Annotated in this window: 3 protein-coding genes and 1 pseudogene; all 4 read right to left on the bottom strand. The window is 74.0% G+C overall.

The window, feature by feature from the left end; all coding sequences use genetic code 11:
* Positions 1-278: 278 nt before the first annotated feature.
* On the bottom strand, positions 279-7,181 hold the full coding sequence (locus SZN_RS02275; protein ID WP_106432580.1) for a type I polyketide synthase: 6,903 nt from the start codon (positions 7,179-7,181) through the stop codon (positions 279-281).
* A gap of 265 nt (positions 7,182-7,446) precedes the next feature.
* Entirely contained in the window at positions 7,447-8,067 is a 621-nt protein-coding gene (locus SZN_RS42230) for a thioesterase domain-containing protein (RefSeq protein ID WP_244313271.1), read from the bottom strand.
* Between the two features lie 316 nt (positions 8,068-8,383).
* Positions 8,384-13,801 (bottom strand): annotated as a pseudogene (locus SZN_RS02265) (type I polyketide synthase); the annotation flags it as partial.
* Between the two features lie 60 nt (positions 13,802-13,861).
* On the bottom strand, positions 13,862-24,196 hold the full coding sequence (locus tag SZN_RS02260; RefSeq protein ID WP_007491082.1) for a type I polyketide synthase: 10,335 nt from the start codon (positions 24,194-24,196) through the stop codon (positions 13,862-13,864).
* Between the last annotated feature and the right edge of the window lie 28 nt (positions 24,197-24,224).

The raw sequence follows: 24,224 nt of genomic DNA, 5'->3' as shown, positions 1-24,224 counted from the left end.
TTGGAGTCATTGGGGGTGAGAGCCACCCGCGACGCCGACGCTCCGCGGGGCGTGGGCCGGGACCGCGAGTCCCCCAGGGCGTGTTTCGAAAGGAGCGTCGCCTGCCCGAAGGGCAGGCCCGGCGGCGTCCGGTGCGTGCGATCGCAAGGCGGAGGGTCACCCCGATGCTGGTGGTATCGGGGTGATCCCGACAACGCGGCGAGCGTGCGTGCCGGACACCGCCGGGCAGACGGGACTTTCGAAACACGCCCAGGGGCGTGCGGGGGACTCGCGGGTCGTCAGCTGTCGAGGTCCCCGAGCATCATGTCGATCAGGTCGTCGTCGTCCATCGCGTCGATGGAGTCCGTCTCCTTGTCCTCGGTGTCCTTCTCGGCCCGGTCCGTGCCGCTCGCCAGCTCGGTGAGCATGTCGAGCAACCCTGCGCGGCGCAGCCGCTCCAGCGGAATCGACGTCAGAAGGGCACGGATCCTGGCCTCTTCGGGATCGGCGTCCGGCTCGGCCGGGCTGTCCGTCGCCACCCGGCCGCGCAGATACTCGGCGAGCGCCGCGGGCGTGGGGTTGTCGAAGATCAGCGTGGAGGGGAGGCGGAGTCCGGTGGCCGAGTTGAGCCGGTTGCGGAACTCCACGCCCGCCAGCGAGTCGAAGCCGAGGCTCTGGAAGGAGCGGTCGGGCTCGATGGACTGGGCGCCGCTGTGTCCCAGCACCATCGCCGCGCTGCCGCGCACCAGGTCGAGCAGTGCCCGGTCGAGTTCGGCTCCGGCCAGACCGGCCAGCCGCACCTTGGCCGATTCGGGAGCGGCCGCCTTCCCGTCGGCCGCCGCCCTGCTCCGCACCCGGACGACGCCGCGCAGCAGGGTGGGGACGCCGGTCTGGCCGCCGAGCGCGGAGGTCTCCAGCCGCATCGGCACGAGCAGGGCGTCCTCGCTCGCGGCGCCGGCGTCCAGCAGACGCAGACCGCCCGCCATGGACAGAGGCGCCATGCCCTCACGGGCCATGCGCACCATGTCCGCCTGGCCGAGGGTGCCGGTCATGCCGCCGGCCTGCTCCCACGGGCCCCAGGCCAGTGAGACCGCCGGGAGGCCGAGGCCGCGACGGTGTGCGGCGAGCGCGTCCAGGAACGAGTTGGCGGCGGCGTAGTTGCCCTGTCCGGGGCTGCCGAACACACCGGCGGCGGAGGAGAACATCACGAACTCCGCCAGGTCCGTGTCCCGGGTCAGCTCGTGCAGGTGCCACGCCGCGTCGACCTTCGGCTCGAAGACCGCGTCGATCCGCTTCGGCGACAGGGTGTCGATGACACCGTCGTCGAGGACGCCCGCCGCGTGCACGACCGCGGTCAGCGGGTGGTCGGTGGGGATGCCGGACAGCACCCGCTCCAGCGCGGCGCGGTCGGCCACGTCACAGGCCGCCAGCGTCACCGACGCGCCCGCCCGGGTCAGTTCGGCCTTGAGGTCGGCGGCGCCCTCCGCGTCCGGCCCGCGCCGGGAGACCAGCACCAGGTTGCGCACGCCGCGCTCGGCCACCAGATGGCGTGCCACCTCGCGGCCCAGGCCGCCGGTGCCGCCGGTCACCAGCACCGAACCGTCGGGGTCGAGGGCGCGGGGCATGGTGAACACGTTCTTGCCGATGTGCCGGGCCTGGCTGATGTAGCGCACCGCGTCCGGGGCCCGCCGCACGTCCCACGCCGTCACCGGGAGGGGGTGCAGCGCACCGCTGTCGAAGAGCTCGACCAGTTCGACCAGCATCCGCTGGACGAAGTCGTAGTCGGCCGCGTCCAGGTCGTACGCCGCGTACCGCACGCCGGGGTGGTCCCGGGCGACGACCTCGGGGTCGCGCACGTCGATCTTGCCCATCTCCAGGAACCGGCCGCCCCTGGGCAGCAGCCGCAGGGAGGCGTCGACGAACTCACGGGCGAGCGAGTCCAGCACCAGGTCCATGCCCCGGCCGCCGGTCGCCGCCATGAAGCGCGGCTCGAAGTCCAGGTCGCGGGAGGACGCGATGTGCTTCTCGTCGAATCCCATCGCCCGCAGGGTCTCCCACTTGCCGGGGCTGGCCGTGGCGTACACCTCGGCGCCGAGGTGGCGTGCGAGCTGCACGGCCGCCATGCCCACACCGCCGGCGGCGGCATGCACCAGGACGGACTCGCCCGCCTTCAGCCTGCCGAGTTCCACCAGACCGAAGTAGGCGGTCAGGAAGACCACCGGCACCGAGGCACCCTGCGCGAAGGTCCAGCCGCGCGGCATGCGGACGATCTGCCGCCGGTCGGCGATCGCGACGGGCCCGAACGAGGCGTTGGTCATGCCCATGACCCGATCTCCGGGGGCCAGGTCGGTCACACCGGGGCCGACCTCCAGGACCACACCGGCGCCCTCGCCGCCCATGGTGGCGTGGTCGTCGGGGTACATGCCGAGGGCGATCAGCGCGTCGCGGAAGTTCAGACCGGCGGCGCGCACCGCGATCCGCACGTACCCGGGGGCCAGCGGCTCCTGCGCCGCCGGGTCGGGCAGCAGCGCGAGGTTGTCCAGCGTGCCTCCGCCCGTGGTGCCGAGCTTCCACGCAGGGGTGCCGGCGGGGGCCGCGAGGACCCGCCCGGCCGCGTTCCTGGCGAGCTGGGGAACCAGACCCTGGCCCGCGCGGAGCGCCACCTCGCGCTCGCCCGCCGCGATCGCGGCCGTCACCACGCCCGCGACCGCGGTGGCCGACTCGGCGCGGCGGTCGACGTCCACCAGCTGGATCCGGCCCGGGTTCTCCGTGGCCGCCGAACGCAGCAGCCCCCAGACGGCGGCGTTCGACAGTCCGAGGACGCCCTCGCCCGGCCCCGTCGCGACCGCGTCGCTGGTGACCACGACCAGCCGGGACCCGTCGAGCCGGTCCTCGGCGAGCCAGGACTGCGCCAGGGCCAGCGCCCGGTGGGCCGCCTTGCGGGCGGCCTCGGCGAGATTGCCGGCGTCCGGCCCGGCGCCGCACCAGGCCCAGACCACGTCCGGCGCCTCGGCGCCCCCGTCGAGGGCGGCCACGAGCGCGTCCACCCCGGTGTACTCGGTGTACTCGACGGTGGAGGCGGTGAGCAGCTCGGCCACCCGCGCCCGGTCGGCGCCGATCACCGCCGTGTGCGCGCCGCCGTCCGCGGTGTGGTCGCCGCCGCGCGCGGCGAACACGTCCCAGTTGGCCCGGAACAGCGTTCCGTCGCCGCCGGCGCCGCGCGGCCCCGAGGCGAACCGTTCGGCCGCCACCTCGCGCACCACCAGCGACTCCACCGAGGCGACGGGCGCGCCCGTGGCGTCGGTCACCAGCAGCGCGACCGTGTCCTTGCCCTGCGGGCGCAGCCGCACCCGCGCCCGTCCGGCGCCCACCGCGTGCAGGCTCACCCCGGTGAAGGAGAACGGAAGTGTCACGCGCCCGCTCTCGCCGCCGAAGTCACCCATCTCCATGGCGTGCAGGGCCGCGTCGAGCAGGGCCGGGTGCAGGCCGAACCGCCCGGCCTCCTGGGCTGCCGGGTCCGGCAGCGCCACCTCGGCGTAGACGTCGCCGTCCAGCCGCCAGACCGACTCCAGCCCCCGGAAGACCGGCCCGTATCCGTAACCGGCCTGGGCGAGGCCCTCGTAGAAGCCCTCCGTCGGAACCGGCTCGGCGCCCGGGAGGGGCCACTGCGGCAGGCTCTCGGTGACCGCGGCGCCGTTGTCCGCCTCCAGGACACCCTGGGCGTGCCGCACCCACTCCTCCCCCGGCTCGTCGCTGTCGGGGCGCGAGTACACGCCCAGCGGCCGTACGCCGGACTCGTCGGCGGGGCCCACCACGACCTGGACGCGGACGCCGCCCTGCTCCGGCAGGAGGAGCGGGGTCTCCAGGGTGAGTTCGCCGAGCCGTCCGGCCCCGGTCTCGGTGCCCGCGAGCAGGCCGAGCTCCACGAATCCGGTGCCGGGGAAGAGCACTCCGCCGGCCACGGCGTGGTCGGCGAGCCACGGGTGGGTCTGCAGCGACAGGCGTCCGGTCAGCACCGTACGGTCGCCCTCGGCCAGTTCGGTGAGGCCGCCGAGCAGCGGGTGGTCCACCCTGCCGAGGCCGACGCTCCGGGCGTCGCCGGCCACGGCGCCGCCCGACTCCAGCCAGTACCGCTTGCGCTGGAAGGCGTAGGTCGGCAGGGCCACGCGCCGCGCGCCGCGCCCGGAGTACACCGCGTCCCAGTCCACGCCGACGCCGTTCGCGTACAGGGTGGCGACCGCCTCCGCCAGCGTCTGCGCCTCGGCGCGCCCGGAGCGGGCCAGGGGCACGAAGGCAGCGTCGGCGCCGACGGCGTCCAGGCAGTCCTGGCCCATCGCGGTCAGCACGGCGTCGGGGCCGAGCTCCACACAGGTCGTCACGCCCTGTGCGGCGAGGCGGCGCATGCCGTCGTCGAAGCGGACCGCCTCCCGCACGTGGCGGACCCAGTACTCGGGGGCGGCCAGCTCGGCGCCCGCGACGTCACCGGTGACGTTGGAGATGACGGGGATGTCCGGGGCCGAGTACGACAGGCAGGCCGCGAGCTGGCCGAACTCCTCCAGCATGGCGTCCATCCGGGGGGAGTGGAACGCGTGGCTCACCCGCAGCCGCTTGGTCTTGCGGCCCTGGGCCTCCCAGTGGCCGGCGAGTTCGAGCACGGCGTCCTCGTCGCCTGAGAGCACCACCGAGGTCGGGCCGTTGAGCGCCGCCAGCGACACCCGGTCCTCGCGGCCCGCCAGGCTCTCGGCCACCTCCTGCTCCGACGCCTGGACGGCCACCATGGCGCCGCCCTCGGGGAGTTCCTGCATCAGCCGGCCGCGGGCCGCCACCAGGGCGCACGCGTCCTCCAGGGACAGCACCCCGGCGACGTGGGCCGCCGCGATCTCGCCCACCGAGTGCCCCATCAGGAAGTCGGGGCGCACCCCCCAGGACTCCAGCAGGCGGAACAGGGCCACCTCGAAGGCGAACAGCCCGGCCTGGGTGAACATCGTCCGGTCGAGCTCGTCAGCGGTGGCGGTGGCCGCCGCGTCGTCGTCCTCGGGGCCGAAGACCACGTCGAGCACGGAGGTGCCGAGGCGCACCTCCAGGTAGGCGCACGCCTCGTCGAACACGTCGGCGAAGAGCGGGTAGGTGTCGTAGAGCTCACGGCCCATGCCCGGCCGCTGGGCGCCCTGGCCGGTGAACAGGAACGCCACCCGCTGCCCCGTGGACCTGCCCAGCACCAGGCCGGGCGCGTCGGTCTCCTCGGCGAGCGCCGCCAGGCCGCGCAGCAGCCCGTCCCGGTCGGACGCCACCACCATGCCGCGGTGTTCGAGCGCGGCCCGTGTCACGGTGGAGGACCATCCGACGTCGACCGGCCGCGCGTCGGGGTGGCGCACCAGGTGCTCGCGCAGCCGCGCTGCCTGCGCCCGCAGCGCCTCCTCGCTCTTGGCGGACACCAGCAGCGGCACGGGCTGGGAGGCCGTGTCCGCGTCGGCGTCCGCGGCGGGGGCCGGCTCCTGCGGCGGGGCCTGCTCGATGATGGCGTGCGCGTTGGTGCCGCTCATGCCGAACGAGGAGACGCCGGCCCGGCGCGGCCGCCCGGTCTCCGGCCAGGGGCGCTGCTCGGTGAGCAGTGCCACGCCGCCCGACGACCAGTCCACGTGCGGGGTCGGCACCTGCGCGTGCAGCGTCTTCGGCAGGGTGCCGTGGCGCATGGCCATCACCATCTTGATGACGGCGCCCACACCGGCCGCGGCCTGGGCGTGCCCGATGTTCGACTTGAGGGAGCCCAGCCACACCGGCTGCCCCTGCGGGCGGCTCTCGCCGTAGGTGGCGATCAGCGCCTGCGCCTCGATGGGGTCGCCGAGCGAGGTTCCGGTGCCGTGCGCCTCGATCACGTCGATCTGGTCCGCGGTCAACTCGGCGTTGGCCAGCGCCTGCCGGATGACGCGCTGCTGGGAGCGCCCGTTGGGGGCCGTCAGGCCGTTGCTGGCGCCGTCCTGGTTGACGGCGGAGCCGCGCACGATCGCCAGCACCTCGTGGCCGTTGCGCCGGGCGTCCGAGAGCCGCTCCACCAGGAGGACGCCGACGCCCTCGGCCCATGACGTGCCGTCGGCCCCGGCGCCGAACGCCTTGCAGCGCCCGTCGGAGGAGAGCCCGCGCTGGCGGCTGAAGAGGATGAAGTCACCGGGGGTCGGCATGGTGGCGACGCCGGTGGCGAGCGCCAGATCGCATTCGCCCTGGCGCAGCGAGTGCGCGGCCTGGTGCAGGGAGACCAGCGACGAGGAGCAGGCCGTGTCCACGGTCCACGCGGGGCCCTCGAAGCCGAAGGTGTAGGAGACGCGCCCGGAGGCGACGCTGCCCGCGATCCCGGTCAGCGCATAGCCTTCGAGGCCGCTCTTGGTGCTCTGGAGGTGGGGCCCGTAGTCGTGGTGCTCGGCGCCGGTGAAGACGGCGGTGCGGCTGCCTCTGAGCTCGGTCACGTCGATGCCGGCCCGCTCGAAGACCTCCCAGCTCGTCTCCAGGAGCAGCCGCTGCTGCGGGTCCATGGCCAGCGCCTCGCGCGGCGATATGCCGAAGAACTCCGCGTCGAAGTCGGGGACGTCGTGGAGGAAGCCGCCCTCGGTCGCGTAGCTGGTGCCGGGCCGGTCCGGGTCGGGGCTGTAGAGCGCCTCCAGGTCCCAGCCCCGGTCGGTGGGGAACGGGGTGATGGCGTCCACGCCCTCGGCGACGACCTTCCACAGGTCCTCGGGGCTGTTGACGCCGCCGGGGAAGCGGCAGCTCATCCCGACGATCGCGATGGGGTCGTCCGAGCCGACGACGGCACGCGCGGGAGCGGTGTCGTCCCTGTCGACGGGGACGAGCTGCCGGTGGAGGTGGTCCGCCAGTTCGCTGGGCGTCGGGTGGTCGTAGGCGAGTGTCACCTCCAGCGCGAGGCCGGTGGCGGCCACCAGTCCGCGGTGCAGATTGACCGCCCCGAGGGAGTCCAGCCCGAGGTCGAGCAGCGAGGTCCGCGCGTCGAGCGCGCGCGGCGACTCGGACCGCAGCGCCGCGGCGACGTGCGCGCGTACCAGGTCGAAGACGACCCTGCGCTGTTCGCGGTCCGGCAGTTCGTGGAAGTCCGGATCGAGCGACGGCAGTTCACCGGTGCTCTCGTCACGATCCGGCCCAGTCTGCACGAGGGACTCCGCCGAGTCGCTGGACCCGTTCACCATGGTGCTCACCTAACTCCTGCCTTGTGTGATGCGCTGCGTCGTGTGTGCCGCGCTGACCGCGGCTTCGGCGTGGGCGCCGGCCCGGGGGCCATGGGCGCGGGCGGGCGCGTGATGCGCTGGTGCTGTGGCCGGGAAGGTCTGCCGGGTGGCTCGCGGCGTCCGGTGCGGTGCCCCGCGAGGGGAGCTTCACCCGCGTACGGAACGCGCCTGGGTGAGGCGACGGCGCGGCGGGGTGCCGGGCGTCGCGAGCCGGTGGACCTTCCCGGTCACGGCGCTAGAGGTCGGCCACCCAGTCCTCGATGGCCTGTGCGGTGGTGCCGGCCTGCTTCTCCATCATCGTGAAGTGGGTTCCGGGCACGTCCACGGTGGCGTCGGCCGGCCAGTCCGCCTGCCAGCCCGACGCGTCCGGCGCCGGCTCTCCCATCGGTTGCGCCGCGCGGACGAGAAGGCTGGGAACCGCGCTCTCCGGCGGCTTCCACCCCTCGAACAGATGCAGATACCACCCCATGGCGGACATCCGGACGCCCTCCATGGAGACGAGGGCCTCCCGCTCGTACATCTCGTCCAGCATGGCGTCCTCGAACTGGCCGATGCTCGCACTGTCCGGCAGGTAGGTGTCCAGCAGGACGATCCCCCGGGGCGGTGCGCCCTGGCTCTCCAGAGCGGCGGCCACCGAGTGGGCGATCATTCCTCCGGCCGACGAGCCGAGGAGGACGACGGGGGCGCCGTCGGCGTACTCGGCGACGGTCCGCGCCTGCAGGCGGAACAGCGCCTCGGGGGTGGCCGGAAGGCTCTCGCCCTGGACGAACCCCACGGCGGGAAGGGCCGCGACGTCCCGGCTGCCCCGGAACGGGGCGGCCAGCTGCGCGTACTGGTGGACGCCGCCCAGCGCCATGTACGAGGAGAAGCAGACCAGCTTGAGGTGTCCGGCGCCCCGGGAGAGCCGTACGGGCCTGATCGTTCCCCCCGAAGCCGGCCGGGTCCTCGAAGGTCGGCCGCAGCCGCGCGGCGTTCACCAGCAGATCCATGCCGACCTGCGTCTTGCCCTGCGCCGCCGCCTCCCGGAACAGGGAGCCGAGGGTGTCGGGCGCGTCCGCCTGCGGCTCCGGGGGCGCGGCCGCGGGCGCGGGTGCTCCGGCCGGAGCGGCGGCCCGGACGGCGGCCGCAACCGGGGCCGGCGGCTCCTCGGCCCGGCGGCCGGCGGGAGCGGACGCCGTCTCGGCCGCGATCCGGGGCCGCAGATGGGCCACCAGCTCGGTGGAGTTCGGGAAGTCGAAGACCACCGTGGTGTTCAGCCGGAGGCCGGTGACCGCGGCGAGCTGGTTGCGGAACTCCACCGCAGTCAGGGAGTTGAAGCCCATCTCCATGAACTCGTGGCCGGTGTCCACGTCATGGGGGGAGGCGAAGCCGAGCACTGCGGCGGCGAGGGTCCGCACCAGTTCGAGCAGCGCCTCCTCGGTCTCGGCCTGCGACAGCCCGGCCAGTTGCCGCCGCAGCCGGCCGGCCTGGTCGCCCGCCTCGGTGCTCGCCTGGCCGGCCGCACGCCGGACGGGGGAATCCGGGACGACGGCACGGAACACCGCGGGCAGTGCGGCGCCCTGGGCCCGCAGCACGCCCAGGTCCAGCCGGGTGGGGATCACCACCGCCTGCCCGGAGGTGACACCCGCGTCGAACAGCTCAAGCCCCTCCTCGGAGGAGAGCGGCACCAGGCCGGAGCTCGACACCCGGCGCAGGTCGCCCTGCTCCAGGTGCCTGGTCATGCCGCTGGCCTGCGCCCACAGGCCCCACGCCAGCGAGACGCCCGGCAGCCCCCGGGCACGACGCCATGAGGCGAGGCCGTCCAGGAAAACGTTCGCCGCCGCGTAGTTGCTCTGTCCGGCGGCGCCGAGGACACCGGCGGCCGAGGAGAACAGGACGAACGCCGACAGGTCGGCCCCCGCGGTCAGCTCGTGCAGGTTCCACGCCGCGTCCACCTTCGCGCGCAGCACCGCGCTCACCCGATCGGGCGTCAGCGAGGTGAACAGGCCGTCGTCGAGCACCCCGGCCGCGTGCACGACGGCACTCGGCCCGAACCCGTCGGGCAGTCCCGACAGCAGCGCGGCGAGCGCCTGACGGTCGGCGGCGTCACACGCCTCGATCAGCACCTCGGCACCAGCGGCCTCCAACTCGGCCCGTGTCCCGGCGGCGCCGTCCGCCGCCTCGCCGCGCCGGGAGAGGAGCACCAGCTTCCTGACACCGTGCCGGGCCACCAGGTGCCGGGCCACCAGGCCGCCCAGCACCCCGGTGCCGCCGGTGACCAGCACCGCGCCGGAGCCGAACACCTCCGGCTCCGACGCGTCGGCGGAGGGCAGCGACCGGCCGAGACGGGGCACACGGACCTCGCCGGAGCGCACCACGACCTGCTCCTCGCCCAAGGCCACCACCCCCGCGAGAAGCGCCGCCGACCGCTCGACGTCGTCGGTGTCGACCAGCACCACCCGGCCCGGGTTCTCCGACTGCGCCGAGCGCACCAGGCCCCACACGGCCGCGCCCGCCAGGTCCGTCACCCCGTCACCGGTGTCCACGGCGCCCCGCGTCACCAGCACCAGCCGGGTCCCCGCGAACCGCTCGTCCGCCACCCAGGACTGGACGGTCTCCAGCACCTCGGCGACCCGCGTGTGCACCTCGTCCACCACGTCCGGGCCGCCCGAGGCGACCGGCAGCACCACCATGGCGGGCATGAGCGTGCCCGCCGCCACGGCGTCGCCGAGCGCCACCGGGTCCGCGTACACGTCGACGGTGCCGCCCGCCCCCTCCAGGGCGGCGCCCACGCCGAGGCGGTCGTCGCCCAGCACCGCCGACCAGCCCGGGGCCACGCCCTCGGCCGGCTCGGCCGCTTCCGGCGTCCACTCCATGCGGAACAGCGCGTCACCTGCCGCGCGGCCCGCGTTGCGCAGCGCGTCGGCCTGCATGGGCCGCAGGACGAGGGAGTCGACGGATGCCACCGGTCGGCCCGAGGTGTCGGCTATCGCCAGCGACACCGCCCGCCGTCCGTCCGGTATCACCCGTACGCGCAGTGCGCCCGCGCCGACGGCGTCCAGGGAGAAGCCCCGCCACGAGAACGGCAGCAGCGTGCCCGCGCTCGGCGTGTCCTCGCCCACGCGTGCCGCGCCGCCCGCGCCGATCGCGTGGAGGGCCGCGTCGAACAGGGCCGGGTGCAGACCGAAGTACTTCGCGGTGCCGAGCTGGTCCTCGGGCAGCTCCACGTCGGCGAACACGGCGTCGCCGCGCCGCCAGGCGCGTCGCAGCCCCTGGAACGCGGGTCCGTAGCGCAGCCCGTGCTCGGCCGCGTGCTCGTAGCCGCCGGAGACGTCGACCGGCTTGGAGCCGCCCGGCGGCCACTTGGCGAAGTCGAACGAGGGCGCCGGGCCGGGCGGGGTCAGCAGACCGTGGGCGTGCCGCACCCACGGCTGCCCGAGGTCGGCCCGGTCCTCGGGCGACTCGTTCCGCGCGTAGACGCTCACCTCGCGGTGGCCGGCGGCGTCGGGCTCCCCCACCTCGACCTGGATCTGGACGCCGCCGCGCTCGGGCACCACCAGGGGCGCCTCCAGCACCAGTTCCTCGATCCGGCCGCAGCCGACCTGGTCGCCCGCCCGGACGGCCATCTCCACGAAGGCCGTTCCGGGCACCAGCGCCACTCCGTGCACCGCGTGGTCGGCGAGCCAGGCGTGGGTGGCCAGCGACAGCCGCCCGCTCAGCAGCACTCCGCCGCCGCCCGCCAGCGAGACCACGGCGCCCAGCAGGGGGTGCCACACCGGTCCGAGGCCCACCGAGCCGACGTCGCCGAGGGCCGCCGTGGAGTCGAGCCAGTAGCGCTGGCGCTGGAAGGCGTAGGTGGGCAGGTCCACCCGCCGGGCGCCGCGCCCGGAGAGGGCCCGCTGCCAGTCGACCGGGGCGCCGTGGACGTGGAGTTCGGCCAGGGCCGTCGTCAACGCCTGGGCCTCGGGGCGGTCCTTGCGCAGCACCGGCACCGTCACCGGGCCGCCCGTGGCACGCTCGGACCGCTCGGTCAGGCAGTCCTGGGCCATGGCCGACAGCACGGAGTCCGGGCCGACCTCCAGGTAGGTGTTCACGTCCTGCGCCGCGACACCGCGCACCGCGTCCGCGAAGCGCACGGGCGCGCGCACATGCCGGACCCAGTACTCGACGGTGCAGACCTCGGCCTCGGTGGCAGGTGCTCCGGTGAGGTTGGAGACGAAGGGGATGGCCGGCGCGGCGAACGAGAGCCCTGTGACGACCTTGCGGAAGTCGTCGAGCATGGCGTCCATGTGCGGGGAGTGGAAGGCGTGGCTGACGCGCAGGCGGCGGGTCTTGCGGCCCCGCTCCGCCCACTGCGCGGCGATCTCCAGGACGGCGGGCTCGTCGCCGGCGATGACCACGGCGGTCGGGCCGTTGACGGCGGCGACGCTCACCTCGGCCTCGCGGCCGGCGAGCGACGGCGCGATCTCCTCCTCGGACGCCTGCACCGCCACCATCGCGCCGCCCCCGGGCAGCGCCTGCATCAGCCGGCCGCGGGCGGCGATCAGCGTGCACGCGTCCTCCAGCGAGAACACCCCGGCGACGTGGGCGGCGGTGATCTCGCCCACCGAATGGCCGATCAGCACGTCCGGGGTGACACCCCAGTGCTCCAGCAGCCGGAACAACGCCACCTCGACCGCGAACAACGCCGGTTGCGTGAACGCCGTCCGGTCCAGCAGCTCGGCGTCCGCACTGCCCTCCGCCGCGAACATCACGTCCTTCAGCGGACGGTCCAGCAGCACATCCAGATGCGCGCACACCTCGTCCAGCGCCTGGGCGAACACCGGGAACGCCTCGTACAACTCCCGCCCCATGCCCGGACGCTGCGCACCCTGGCCGGTGAACAGGAACGCGGTCCTGCGCCCCTTCGCCGCCTGGCCCCTGACCACGCCCGGCGCGATCTCGCCCCGGGCCAGGGCCCGGAGGCCGCGCAGAAGGCTCTCGCGGTCCTCGCCGATCACCGCCGCGCGGTGCTCGAACGCCGAACGGGACACCGCCAGGGAGTAGCCGACGTCCGCCGCCGACGCGACCGCGGGGTCCCCGTCCAGGGCCGGGCCGTGCTCCGTCAGGCGGGCGTGCAGCCGCTCGGCCTGGGCGCGCAGCGCGGCCTCGCCCTTGCCGGAGACCAGCCACGGCACGACCGGGCAGGCGACCGGCTCGGGTGCCTCGGCCCCGGGATCGGCCTGCTCCTGCTCCTCGGCCTCGGGGGCCTGCTCGATGATGGTGTGCGCGTTGGTGCCGCTGATCGCGAAGGACGAGATCCCCGCCCGGCGCGGACGGCCCGTCTCCGGCCAGGGCCGGGCCTCGGTCAGCAGTTCCACGGCCCCCGCCGACCAGTCCACGTGCGGGGTCGGCTCGTCCACGTGCAGCGTCTTCGGCAGGACGCCGTGCCGCATCGCCATCACCATCTTGATGATTCCCGCGACACCCGCCGCCGCCTGCGCGTGGCCGATGTTGGACTTGACGGAGCCCAGCCACAGCGGCCGGTCCTCCGGCCGGTCCTGGCCGTAGGACGCGATCAGCGCCTGCGCCTCGATCGGGTCGCCCAGGGAGGTGCCCGTGCCGTGCGCCTCCACCACGTCGATCTCGTCCGGGGTGAGTCCGGCGTTGTCGAGCGCCTGGTGGACGACCCTGCGCTGGGACGGGCCGTTGGGGGCGGTGAGGCCGTTGCTGGCGCCGTCCTGGTTGACCGCGGAGCCGCGCATCACCGCCAGCACCGGGTGGCCGTGGCGGCGGGCGTCGGACAGCCGCTCCACGAGCAGCACACCGACCCCCTCGGACCAGTTGGTGCCGTCCGCGGCCGCGGCGAAGGGCTTGCAGCGGCCGTCGGACGCGAGCCCCCGCTGGCGGCTGAACTCGGTGAACGTTCCGGGGACGGCCATCACGGTGATGCCGCCGGTCAGGGCGAAGTCGCACTCGCCCTGGCGCAGCGCCTGCGCCGCCAGGTGCAGGGTGACCAGGGACGACGAGCAGGCCGTGTCCACCGTCACCGCGGGGCCTTCGAGGCCGAGGACGTAGGAGATCCGGCCGGAGGTGACGGCAGGGGTCTGGCCCGTCATCAGATGGCCCTCGACCTCCTCGGCCTCGACCGGGCCGGCTGAGCCGTAGCCCTGGTAGGCGGCGCCCATGAACACGCCGCCGGTGGTGCCCTTGACGGACAGCGGGTCGATTCCGGCCCGCTCCAGGACCTCCCAGGACGCCTCCAGCAGCAGCCGCTGCTGGGGGTCCATCGCCAGCGCCTCACGCGGGGAGATACCGAAGAACACGGGGTCGAACAGGGCGGCGTCGTGCAGGAACCCGCCCTCGTTCACATAGCTCGTGCCCTGGCTCTCGGGGTCCGGGTCGTACAGCTCCTCGTGCCAGCCGCGGTCCTTCGGGAACGGCGAGAGCCCGTCGGCGCCGTCGGCGACCATGCGCCACAGCTCCTCCGGGGAACGGACCCCGCCGGGGAAGCGGCAGCTCATCGCGACGATCGCGATCGGCTCCCGGTTCTTCGCCTCCACTTCCCGCAGGCGCAGACGGGTGCGGTGCAGATCGGTCGTGACCTTGTTCAGGTATTCGCGGAGCTTTGTCTCACTCACCGTTCTCCGTCACTCTCTTCCAGTCGGGTTCGGCGGGCTCTTGGGAACGGTTCACGAGAGGCCCAGTTCGTTGTCGATGAAGGCGAACAGCTCGTCGTTGGAGGAGGATTCGACGCGTTCGGCCACCTCGGCGGTGGCGTCGGCGGGCTCGCCCAGCTTCTCCAGGAGCTCCCGCAGGCGTTCGGCGACCTTGGCGCGTGTCTCGTCGTCGTCCATCGCGCGGGAGAGCAGGGGCTCCAGCCTGGCGAGTTCGGCGAAGACCACGGGCTCGCCCGCGCCGCCGTCCGGCAGGAGTTCCGCGCCCAGGTGGTCCACCAGCGCCGTGGGGGTCGGGTGGTCGAAGACCAGCACGGCCGACAGCCGGAGCCCGGTCTCCGCGTTGAGCCGGTTGCGCAGCTCCACCGTGGTCAGGGAGTCGAAGCCCATGTCCTTGAAGGCCATGTCGGGCTCCACGGCCTCCGGCGAGCCGTGGCCGAGGACCGTCGCCACCTGCACTCGCACCAGGTCCAGCAGCGCCCGGTACCGGTCGGCCGCGGAGAGAACGGCCAGGCGGTCCCGCAGCGACCCGGTGCCGGCGTGCGCGGTCTCCGCCGCGACCCGGCGCCGGGGGACGCGCACCAGGCCGCGCAGCAGAGCGGGCACGTCGCCGGTGCGGGCCTGGACGCGCAGGGCGGCGAGGTCCACACGGGTCGGCACGAGGACGGCCTCGTCGGTGGCGAGCGCGTCGTCGAACAGCGCGAGGCCCTCGTCGGAGCCGAGCGCGTTCAGCCCGGCGCGGGCGATGCGCTGGAGGTCCGCCTCGCCGAGGTCCCCGGTCATCTCGCTGCGCTGCTCCCACATGCCCCAGGCCAGGGAGACCGCGGGGAGGCCGAGCGCGCGCCGCTGGTGCGCCAGGGCGTCCAGGAAGGCGTTGGCCGCCGCGTAGTTGGCCTGGCCGCCGCCGCCGAAGTTGGAGGAGGCCGAGGAGAACACCACGAAGGCGGCGAGGTCGAGGTCGCGGGTCAGCTCGTGGAGGTGCAGTGCCGCGTCCACCTTCGGACGCAGCACCCTGTCCACCCGCTCCGGCGTCAGCGACTCCACCACACCGTCGTCCAGCACACCCGCCGCATGCACCACCGCCGACAGCGGATGCTCCGAACCGATCCCCGCCAGCAGCCCCTCCACCGACGCCCGGTCGGCCACGTCACACGCCACGGCCCGCACCTCGGCACCCAGCCCGGCCAGCTCCGCCACCAACTCCGCCGCACCCGGCGCCTCGACACCACGACGACTCGTCAGCACCAGACGCCCGACACCGTGCTCCACCACCAGATGCCTGGCCAGCAGCGCCCCCAGACCACCCGTACCACCCGTGACCAGCACCGTTCCCGGGCCGTCGAACGGCGTGGTGCGCGGCTCGGCCCGGTCCCCGGCCGGGGCCACCCGGGCGAGACGCGCCGCGAGCACCCGTCCGTCGCGCACGGCCACCTGCGGCTCCTCGGCGGTCAGCGCCGCCCGCAGCGCCGAGGACACCTCGCCGTGCTCCTCCGGGTCCAGGTCCACCAGGAGGAACTTCCCGGGGTGCTCGGTCTGCGCGGAGCGCAGCAGGCCCCACACGGCGGCCTCGGCCGGGGTGCGCACCTCGTCGGAGGACCCGGCGCCCATCGCGCCGCGGGTCACGAACACCAGGTGGGAGTCGCCGAACCGGTCGTCGGTGACCCACGCCCGCACCAGTTCCAGCGCGCGGTAGGCGGCGTCACGCACCCGTCCCGCCAGGTCCGCGCCCCCGTCGATGCCGACCGCCTCCGCGGCGCCCGCCACCATGACGACGTCGGGCGCCGTGGCCCCGGAGTCGATCGCCGCGCGCATCGCGGCCAGATCGGGGTACGCCGCCACGTCGGCACCCGCGCCCTCCAGTCCGGAGCGCACCCCCAGGTCGTCGGTGCCCAGCACGGCCCAGGTGCCCTCGGAGGCGGGGACCGGCGCGCCGACGGGGACGGGGGCCCAGTCCAGCCGGAAGAGCGAGTCGTGCCCGGCCGCAGGGGAGCCGGCCGGCTGGATCTGGCCCTCCGCGACCAGCCGCAGCACCAGGGAGTCGGCGGTGGCCACGGTGCGGCCGCCGGTGTCGGCCACCGCGAGGTCGATCGAGTCGGGCCCGAGCGGGCTGAGACGCACCCGCAGTTCCGAGGCGCCCGTGGCCCGCAGCGACACTCCGGTCCAGGAGAACGGGAGCCTGGCGAGGCCCGCCTCTTCCTGGGGTACGAACATGACGGCCTGGACCGCCGCGTCCAGAAGGGCCGGGTGCAGTCCGAACCGCCCGGCGTCCGAGGCGTTCTCCTCGGGCAGCCGCACCTCGGCGAAGACCTCGTCACCGCGGATCCACACCGACCGCAGCCCCTGGAAGACCGGGCCGTAGGCGAAGCCGCCGGCGGCCATCCGGTCGTAGACGTCCTCGGTGTCGATCCGCTCCGCGCCCGCCGGGGGCCATACGGCGAGGTCGGCCTGCCCGGTCCCGTCGGGCGCGCCGCTCCGGGAGAGCAGGCCGGAGGCGTGCTGGGTCCACGGCTGCGCCATGCCGGGGTCTTCCGGCCGGGAGTACACGTTCAGCGAGCGCGCGCCGTTCTCGTCGGGCCCGCCCACCGCGAGCTGGAGGTGGACCGCGCCCCGTTCGGGCAGCGCGAGCGGCGCCGTGAGGGTCAGCTCCTCGACCCGGTCGCAGCCCGTCTGGTCGGCGACGTGCAGGGCCAGTTCGAGGAAGGCGGTGCCGGGCAGCAGGATCGTGTCCTGGACCGTGTGGTCGACCAGCCACGGGTGCGTCTGCGGCGACAGGCGGCCGGTGAAGAGGAAGCCGTCCGCGTCGGGCAGTTCGACGGCGGCGCCCAGCAGCGGATGCGTGGGCGGGGTGAGCCCCACGGCGGTGACATCGCTGGCGAACGATGTGAGGGCCTCCAGCCAGTAGCGTTCCCTCTGGAAGGCGTAGGTGGGCAGCCCGACCTTGCGGGCGTCACGTCCGGCGAAGAGCCGCTCCCAGTCCACGGCGACGCCGTTCACGTGGAGTTCGGCGAGCGCCGTGGTCAGCGCCCGCGTCTCGGGCCGGTCCTTGCGCAGCACCGGCACCACGACGGGGGCCGACGTCTCCGCCGCCGTCAGGCACTCGCGCGTCATCGCGGTGAGCACGCCGTCGGGGCCGACCTCGACGAACCGGGATACGCCCTGCGCTTCGAGCGCCCGTACGCCGTCCGCGAACCGCACCGCCTCCCGCACGTGGCGGACCCAGTACTCCACGGAGCACACGTCGTCGGCCGTGGCCGGCTGACCGGTCACATTGGAGATGAGGGGGGTCCTCGGCGAGGCGAAGGACAGCTCCTCGACGACCTTGCGGAAGTCGCCGAGCATGGCGTCCATGTGGGGCGAGTGGAAGGCGTGGCTGACGCGCAGCCGGCGGGTCTTGCGGCCCTGCCCGGCCCACTGTCCGGCGATCTCCAGCACGGCGGCCTCGTCGCCCGCGATGACGACGGCCGCCGGACCGTTGACCGCGGCGACGCTCACCTCGGCCTCACGACCGGCGAGTGAGGCGGCGACCTCCTCCTCGGACGCCTGGACGGCGACCATCGCGCCGCCCCCGGGCAGCGCCTGCATCAGCCGGCCGCGGGCCGCGACCAGCGTGCACGCGTCCTCCAGCGAGAACACCCCCGCCACATGCGCGGCGGTGATCTCGCCCACCGAATGACCGATCAGCACGTCCGGGGTGACACCCCAGTGCTCCAGCAGCCGGAACAACGCCACCTCGACCGCGAACAGCGCGGGCTGGGTGAACGCCGTCCGGTCCAGCAGGTCCGCGTCCGCACTGCCCTCCGCCGCGAACACCACGTCCTTCAGCGGGCGGTCCAGCAGCACGTCCAGGCGGGCGCACACCTCGTCCCACGCGTCGGCGAACACCGGGAAGGTGTCGTACAACTCCCGCCCCATGCCCAGGCGCTGCGCACCCTGGCCGGAGAACAGGAACGCCGTCTTACCGGCCGGCGCCGCCACGCCGCGGACGACACCGGGCGCGGTCCCGCCCCGCGCGAGGGCGTCGAGGCCACGCAGCATGTCCGCGCGGTCCTCGCCGACGAGTGCGGCCCGGTGGTCGAAGAGGGACCGGGTCGTCGCCAGGGAATAGCCGACGTCCACCGCGGACATGGACTCTTCGGTGGCCGTGGCCAGTTGGACCCGCAGCCGCTCGGCCTGTCCCCGCAGGGCGGCGTCGGTCCGGCCGGAGAGGATCCACGGCACCGGGGCCGCGGTGGCGTCCGGAGCCGCTTCGGCCCGCGGCGCCTCGGGCTCGTCGACGAGCGGCGCCTGCTCGATGATCGTGTGCGCGTTGGTGCCGCTCACGCCGAAGGCGGACACCGCGGCCCTGCGCGGACGGTTCCGCTCCGGCCAGGGCACCGCCTCGGTCAGCAGCTCGACGTCGCCCGCCGACCAGTCCACGTGCGGCGACGCCTCGTCCACGTGCAGCGTCTTGGGAAGGACGCCTTCGCGCATGGCCATCACCATCTTGATGACCCCTGCGACACCGGCCGCGGCCTGCGTGTGCCCGATGTTGGACTTGACGGCGCCCAGCAGCAGCGGCTGGCCCTCGGGGCGGCCCTGCCCGTAGGTGGCGAGCAGCGCCTGCGCCTCGATCGGGTCGCCGAGGGGGGTGCCGGTGCCATGGGCCTCGACCACGTCCACTTCGGCGGCCGACAGGCGGGCGCCGGCCAGCGTCTGCTCGATCAGCCGCTGCTGCGACGGGCCGTTGGGCGCCGTCAGACCGTTGGACGCGCCGTCCTGGTTGATGGCCGAACCGCGGATGACGGCCAGCACCTCGTGGCCGTTGCGCTGCGCGTCCGACAGCCGCTCCACGAGCAGCATGCCCACGCCCTCGGACCAGCCGGTGCCGTCCGCCGCCGCGGAGAACGCCTTGCACCGGCCGTCGAACGACAGCACGCGCTGGGCGCTGAACTCGACGAACGTGCCCGGCGTGGCCATGATCGTCACGCCGCCGGCCAGCGCCACGGAGGACTCGCCCTGGCGCAGCGACTGGCAGGCCAGGTGCAGGGCGACCAGCGACGAGGAACACGCGGTGTCGACCGTGACGGCCGGCCCCTCGAAGCCGAAGGTGTAGGAGATGCGGCCGGAGGAGACGCTGGGGGCGCTGCCGAGTCCGAGGTATCCCTGCACCCCTTCGGCTTCGGCGTCGCTCAGGATGCGCGAACCGTAGTCGTGGTAATTGGAGCCGACGAAGACTCCGGTCCGGCTTCCGCGCAGCGCCGCGGGGTCGATGCCGGCGCGCTCGAACGCCTCCCAGGACGTCTCCAGCAGCAGCCTCTGCTGCGGGTCGATCGCCATCGCCTCACGCGGCGAGATCCCGAAGAACGACGGGTCGAAGTGGCCCACCTCGTCGAGGAAGCCGCCGGCCCGGACGTAGCTGGTACCGGACTTCTCGGGGTCCGGGTCGTAGAGACCGTCGATGTCCCAGCCACGGTCCTCGGGGAACGCGGAGATGACGTCCCCCTCGGCCATCAGCAGGTCCCACAGTTCCTCGGGGCTTCGTACTCCTGCGGGGAACCGGCAGCTCATGCCGATGATGGCGAGGGGCTCGTCGGTGGCCGGGGGCTTGTCGAGCGCCTCCGGGCGCTGGGGTGCGGCAGCGGTGACCGGCTGCTCGCCGGACATCCCGGTGTGCAGGTACCGGGCCAGAACCGTGGCGGTCGGATAGTCGAAGACGCAGGTGACCGGCAGTCGGAGGCCGGTGACCACGCCGAGGCGGTTGCGCAGTTCGACGGCGGTGAGCGAGTCGAAGCCGAGGTCGCGGAAGGCGCGTTCGGGCTCCACCTCGTCCGCGCCGGCGTAGCCGAGGACGTCGGCGGCCTGGCTGCGCACCAGCTCCAGGAGGAGCTTGGGCCGCTCGGCGGCGGGCAGCTCCGCCATTTCCCGGCGCAGCGCGGAGATGGCGTCGTCGCCGTCGCCGGTGTCCGTCCCGCCGGCGGCGGGGCGGTTCAGCTCGGGCAGTTCACGGAACAGCGCGCTGGGACGTGAACCCGCGAACTCCGGCCGGAAGCGGTCCCAGTCGATCTCGGCGATGACCGCGAACGCCTCGTCCAGTTCAAGGGCCTGCTGCATGGCGGATATCGCCAGTTCGGGCACCATGCCGACCATGCCGGAACGGTCCATCCGCTCGCCGACCTCGCCGGAGCCGAGGCCGCCTCCGGCCCAGGCGCCCCAGGCGATGGACGTGGCCGGAAGGCCGTCCGCCCGCCGCTGCAACGCCAGCGCGTCGAGGTAGGCGTTGCCCGCCGCGTAGCTGCCCTGACCCGGACCGCCCAACGTGCCCGCCCCGGAGGAGAACAGGACGAACGCCGAGAGGTCCGTCCCGGCGGTCAGCTCGTGCAGATTGCGCGTCGCGTCCACCTTCGGACGCAGTACCCCGGCCGCCCGACGGACCGTGAGGGCGTCCACCACACCGTCGTCCAGCACGCCGGCCGTGTGCACCACGGCGGTCAGCGGGAACTCCCCCGGGATCGCGTCCAGCACCGCGGCCAGCGCCTCGCGGTCGGCCGCGTCGCACGCCGCCACCGTCACCCGGGCGCCGAGTCCTTCCAGTTCCGCCTTCAACTCGGCGGCGCCCTCGGCCTCCATACCGCTGCGGCTGGTCAGCACCAGATGCTCGGCACCCGTACGCGCCAGCCAGCGGGCCGCATGGCCACCCAGCGCGCCCGTACCACCGGTCACCAGCACCGAGCCCCGGCTCTGCCAGGACCCCCTGCCCTCGGCGTCCTCGGCCGCCGAGGCCCGCACCATGCGCTTGGCGAACACACCGGACCCGCGCACCGCGACCTGGTCCTCGCCTTCCGCGCCGGCCAGCACTCCGGCCAGACGGGTCACCGCGCGGCGGTCCAGGGTCTCGGGCAGATCGACCGCCCCGCCCCAGCGCTGGGGGTACTCCGCGCCGACGATGCGGCCCAGGCCCCACACCATCGCCTGCACCGGGCTCACCAGCCGGTCGGAACGGCCCACCGACACCGCGCCCCGGGTCCCGCACCACAGCGGAGCCATCACACCCGCGTCACCCAGCCCCTGGACCAGGCCCACCAGGGCCGCCAGTCCGGCGGGCACCACCTCGAACGTCGTGTGCGCCGACTCGTCAAGCCCCAGCAGCGAGAACACGCCCGCCACGCCCGAGGGCTCGATCCCGGCCTCATCGAGCGCCCCGCGCAGTCGCTCCGCCACCGCCCAGCGGTCGTTGCCCGATCCGTCGAGCACGACCCGGACGACATCGGCGCCGCTCGTGCCCAGCCCGTTCACCGTGGCGGACACGAGGGCGTCATCGGCGTGCGACGCGGGGATGACGACGAGCCAGGTGCCCGAGAGGGCCGCCTCGGTGGCGGACGCCAGGGGCTTCCAGACCACCTGGTAACGCCAACTGTCCACCGTGTTCTGCTCATGCCGCCGACGCCGCCAGGACGACAGTGCGGGAAGCAACGCCATCAGCGACGACTGCTGCTCCTCGTCGTCCACCTCCAGCGTGCGGACCAGCGCCTCCAGGTCCTCGCGCTCGACGGCCTCCCAGAACCGCGCGTCCACCGCGTCGGCGGCCGAACCGTCGGCATTGGTGAACATTTCGGCCGACACATCCGGCCAGTACCGCTGACGGCGGAAGGCGTAGGTCGGCAGCTCCACCCGGCGGGCACCACGGCCCTCGAACAGGGCGGTCCAGTCCACCGTGACACCACGCACGAACACCTCGGCGGCGGAGGTGAGGAACCGCTCCAGACCGCCCTCGTCGCGCCGCAGCGTGCCCACGACCACCGCCTGCGCGTCGGCGGCCTCCACGGTCTGCTGCACCGGAAGCGTGAGCACCGGATGCGGACTCACCTCGACGAAGGTGGAATGACCACTGCCGAGCAGGGCACGGGTCGTGGCCTCCAGCTCGACCGTCTGCCGCAGATTCGTGTACCAGTACTCGGCGTCCAGACCCGCCGTGTCCACCAGCTCACCGGTCACGGTGGAGTAGAACGGCACCTGCGACGGGCGCGGCGCGATGCCCGCCAGGACCTTCAGCAACTCGCCGCGGATCTCCTCCACATGCACCGAATGCGAGGCATAGTCCACCGGAACCCGGCGAACCCGCACCCCCTCACCCTCCAGCAGCACCACCAGCTCATCCAGCGCACCCGCATCACCCGACACCACAACCGAACCCGGACCATTCACCGCCGCCACCGAGATCGCCCCGCCCCACGCGGCAATACGCTCCCTGGCCGCATCCACCGGCAGGCCCACCGACACCATGCCGCCACGGCCCGCAAGGCCCGCCGCGATCGCCTGCGACCGCAAGGCCACCACCCTCGCCGCGTCCTCCAGCGACAGCGCACCCGCCACACACGCCGCCGCGATCTCCCCCTGACTGTGACCCATCACCGCATCCGGCTCCACACCCACCGAACGCCACAACCGCGCCAGCGACACCATCACCGCGAACAGCACCGGCTGCACCACATCCACCCGGTCAAACCCCGGAGCACCCTCCACACCCCGCAGCACATCCGTCAACGACCAGTCCACATACACCGACAGAGCCGACTCACACTCACCCACCGACTCCGCGAACACCGGCGAAGACTCCAGCAACCCCACACCCATACCGAGCCACTGCGCCCCCTGACCCGGGAACACGAACACCGAACGGCCGGCGTCGCCGGTCCTCCCCCGGACCGCTCCGGTCGCCGTGGAGGTGTCCTCGGCGACCGCCTCCAGCCGCTGGAGGAGTTCGTCACGGCCGGTCCCGGTCACCACGGCGCGGTGCTCGAAGGCGGACCTGGTCGCGGCCAGCGAGAGAGCCACGTCCGCCGCGCTCGACTCCGGGCGCTCCGTGAGGAACTCACGCAGCCGCCCGGCCTGCGCCCGCAGTCCCTCGGCGCCGCGGCCCGACACGATCCACGCCACCGGGCCGTCGGCCGCCTCGGACTCGGCGGCCTCGGCCGTCTCGGCCTCGGGAGCCTGCTCCAGGATGGTGTGCACGTTGGTGCCGCTCATGCCGAACGAGGACACGGCGGCGCGGCGCGGGTGCTCCCGGTCCGGCCACGGGGTCGACCGGTCCAGCAGGGAGACGGCGCCGCCGGTCCAGTCGATGTGCGGCGAGGGCTCGTCCGCGTGGAGGGTCTTCGGCAGGACGCCCTCCCGCATGGCCATCACCATCTTGATGACCCCTGCCACACCGGCGGCCGCCTGGGTGTGCCCGATGTTCGACTTGATGCCGCCCAGCCACAGCGGCCGGTCCGCGGGCCGGTCCTGCCCGTAGGTGGCCATCAGCGCCTGCGCCTCGATCGGGTCACCCAGCGTGGTGCCCGTGCCGTGCGCCTCCACCGCGTCCACCTCGGCGGCCGACAGCCGGGCGCTGGTGAGCGCCTGCCGGATGACCCGCTGCTGCGAGATGCCGTTGGGCGCCGTCAGACCGTTGGACGCGCCGTCCTGGTTGATCGCCGAACCCCGGACGACGGCCAGCACCTTGTGGCCCTTGCGCTGGGCGTCGGACAGCCGCTCCAGGAGCAGCATGCCGACGCCCTCGCCCCAGCCCGTGCCGTCGGCGGCGGCGCCGAAGGGCTTGCAGCGGCCGTCCGCCGCCAAGCCGCGCTGCCTGCTGAACTGGACGAACGCCGACGGGGTGGACATCACCGTGACCCCGCCGGCCAGCGCGAGCGTGCACTCGCGCTGACGCAGCGCCTGAACGGCGAGGTGCAGGGCCACGAGGGACGACGAGCACGCCGTGTCGACGGAGAGCGCGGGGCCCTCAAGGCCCATGGTGTAGGAGATCCGGCCGGAGACGATGCTCGCCGCGTTGCCGGTGCCCGAGTGGCCCTCGACGTCCTCCAGGGTCTCGGCCGCGCCGAGCATGAGCATGGAGTAGTCCTGGCCGTTGGTTCCGACGAACACGCCGGTCCTGCTGCCGCGCAGGGACGCCGGGTCGATGCCCGCCCGCTCGACCGCCTCCCACGAGGTCTCCAGCAGCAGCCGCTGCTGGGGGTCCATCGACAGCGCCTCGCGCGGCGAGATCCCGAAGAACGCCGGATCGAACTGGTCGGCGTGCTCCAGGAAGCCGCCCTCGGTCGTGTAACTGGTGCCGGGACGGTCCGGGTCCTCGTCGTAGAGGGCGTCGATGTCCCAGCCTCGGTCCATGGGGAATTCCGAGATCGCGTCGGTGCCGTTCGCCACCAGGCGCCACAGGTCTTCGGGAGAGTTCACCCCTCCGGGGAACCGGCAGCTCATGGCGACGATCGCGATCGGTTCCCGGTCGGCCGACTCGGCCTCGAGCAGGCGCTGGCGAGTCTGCTGGAGATCCGCGGTCACCCGCTTCAGATAGTCGAGAAGCTTCTCTTCGTTCATTGTCATGTCACCCATGGAAGTAGTAAGG

The organism is Streptomyces zinciresistens K42 (assembly GCF_000225525.1).
Classification (GTDB): domain Bacteria; phylum Actinomycetota; class Actinomycetes; order Streptomycetales; family Streptomycetaceae; genus Streptomyces; species Streptomyces zinciresistens.
Note: the sequence above shows the minus strand (reverse complement) of the source record. Positions and strands in the feature narration are given on the sequence as shown.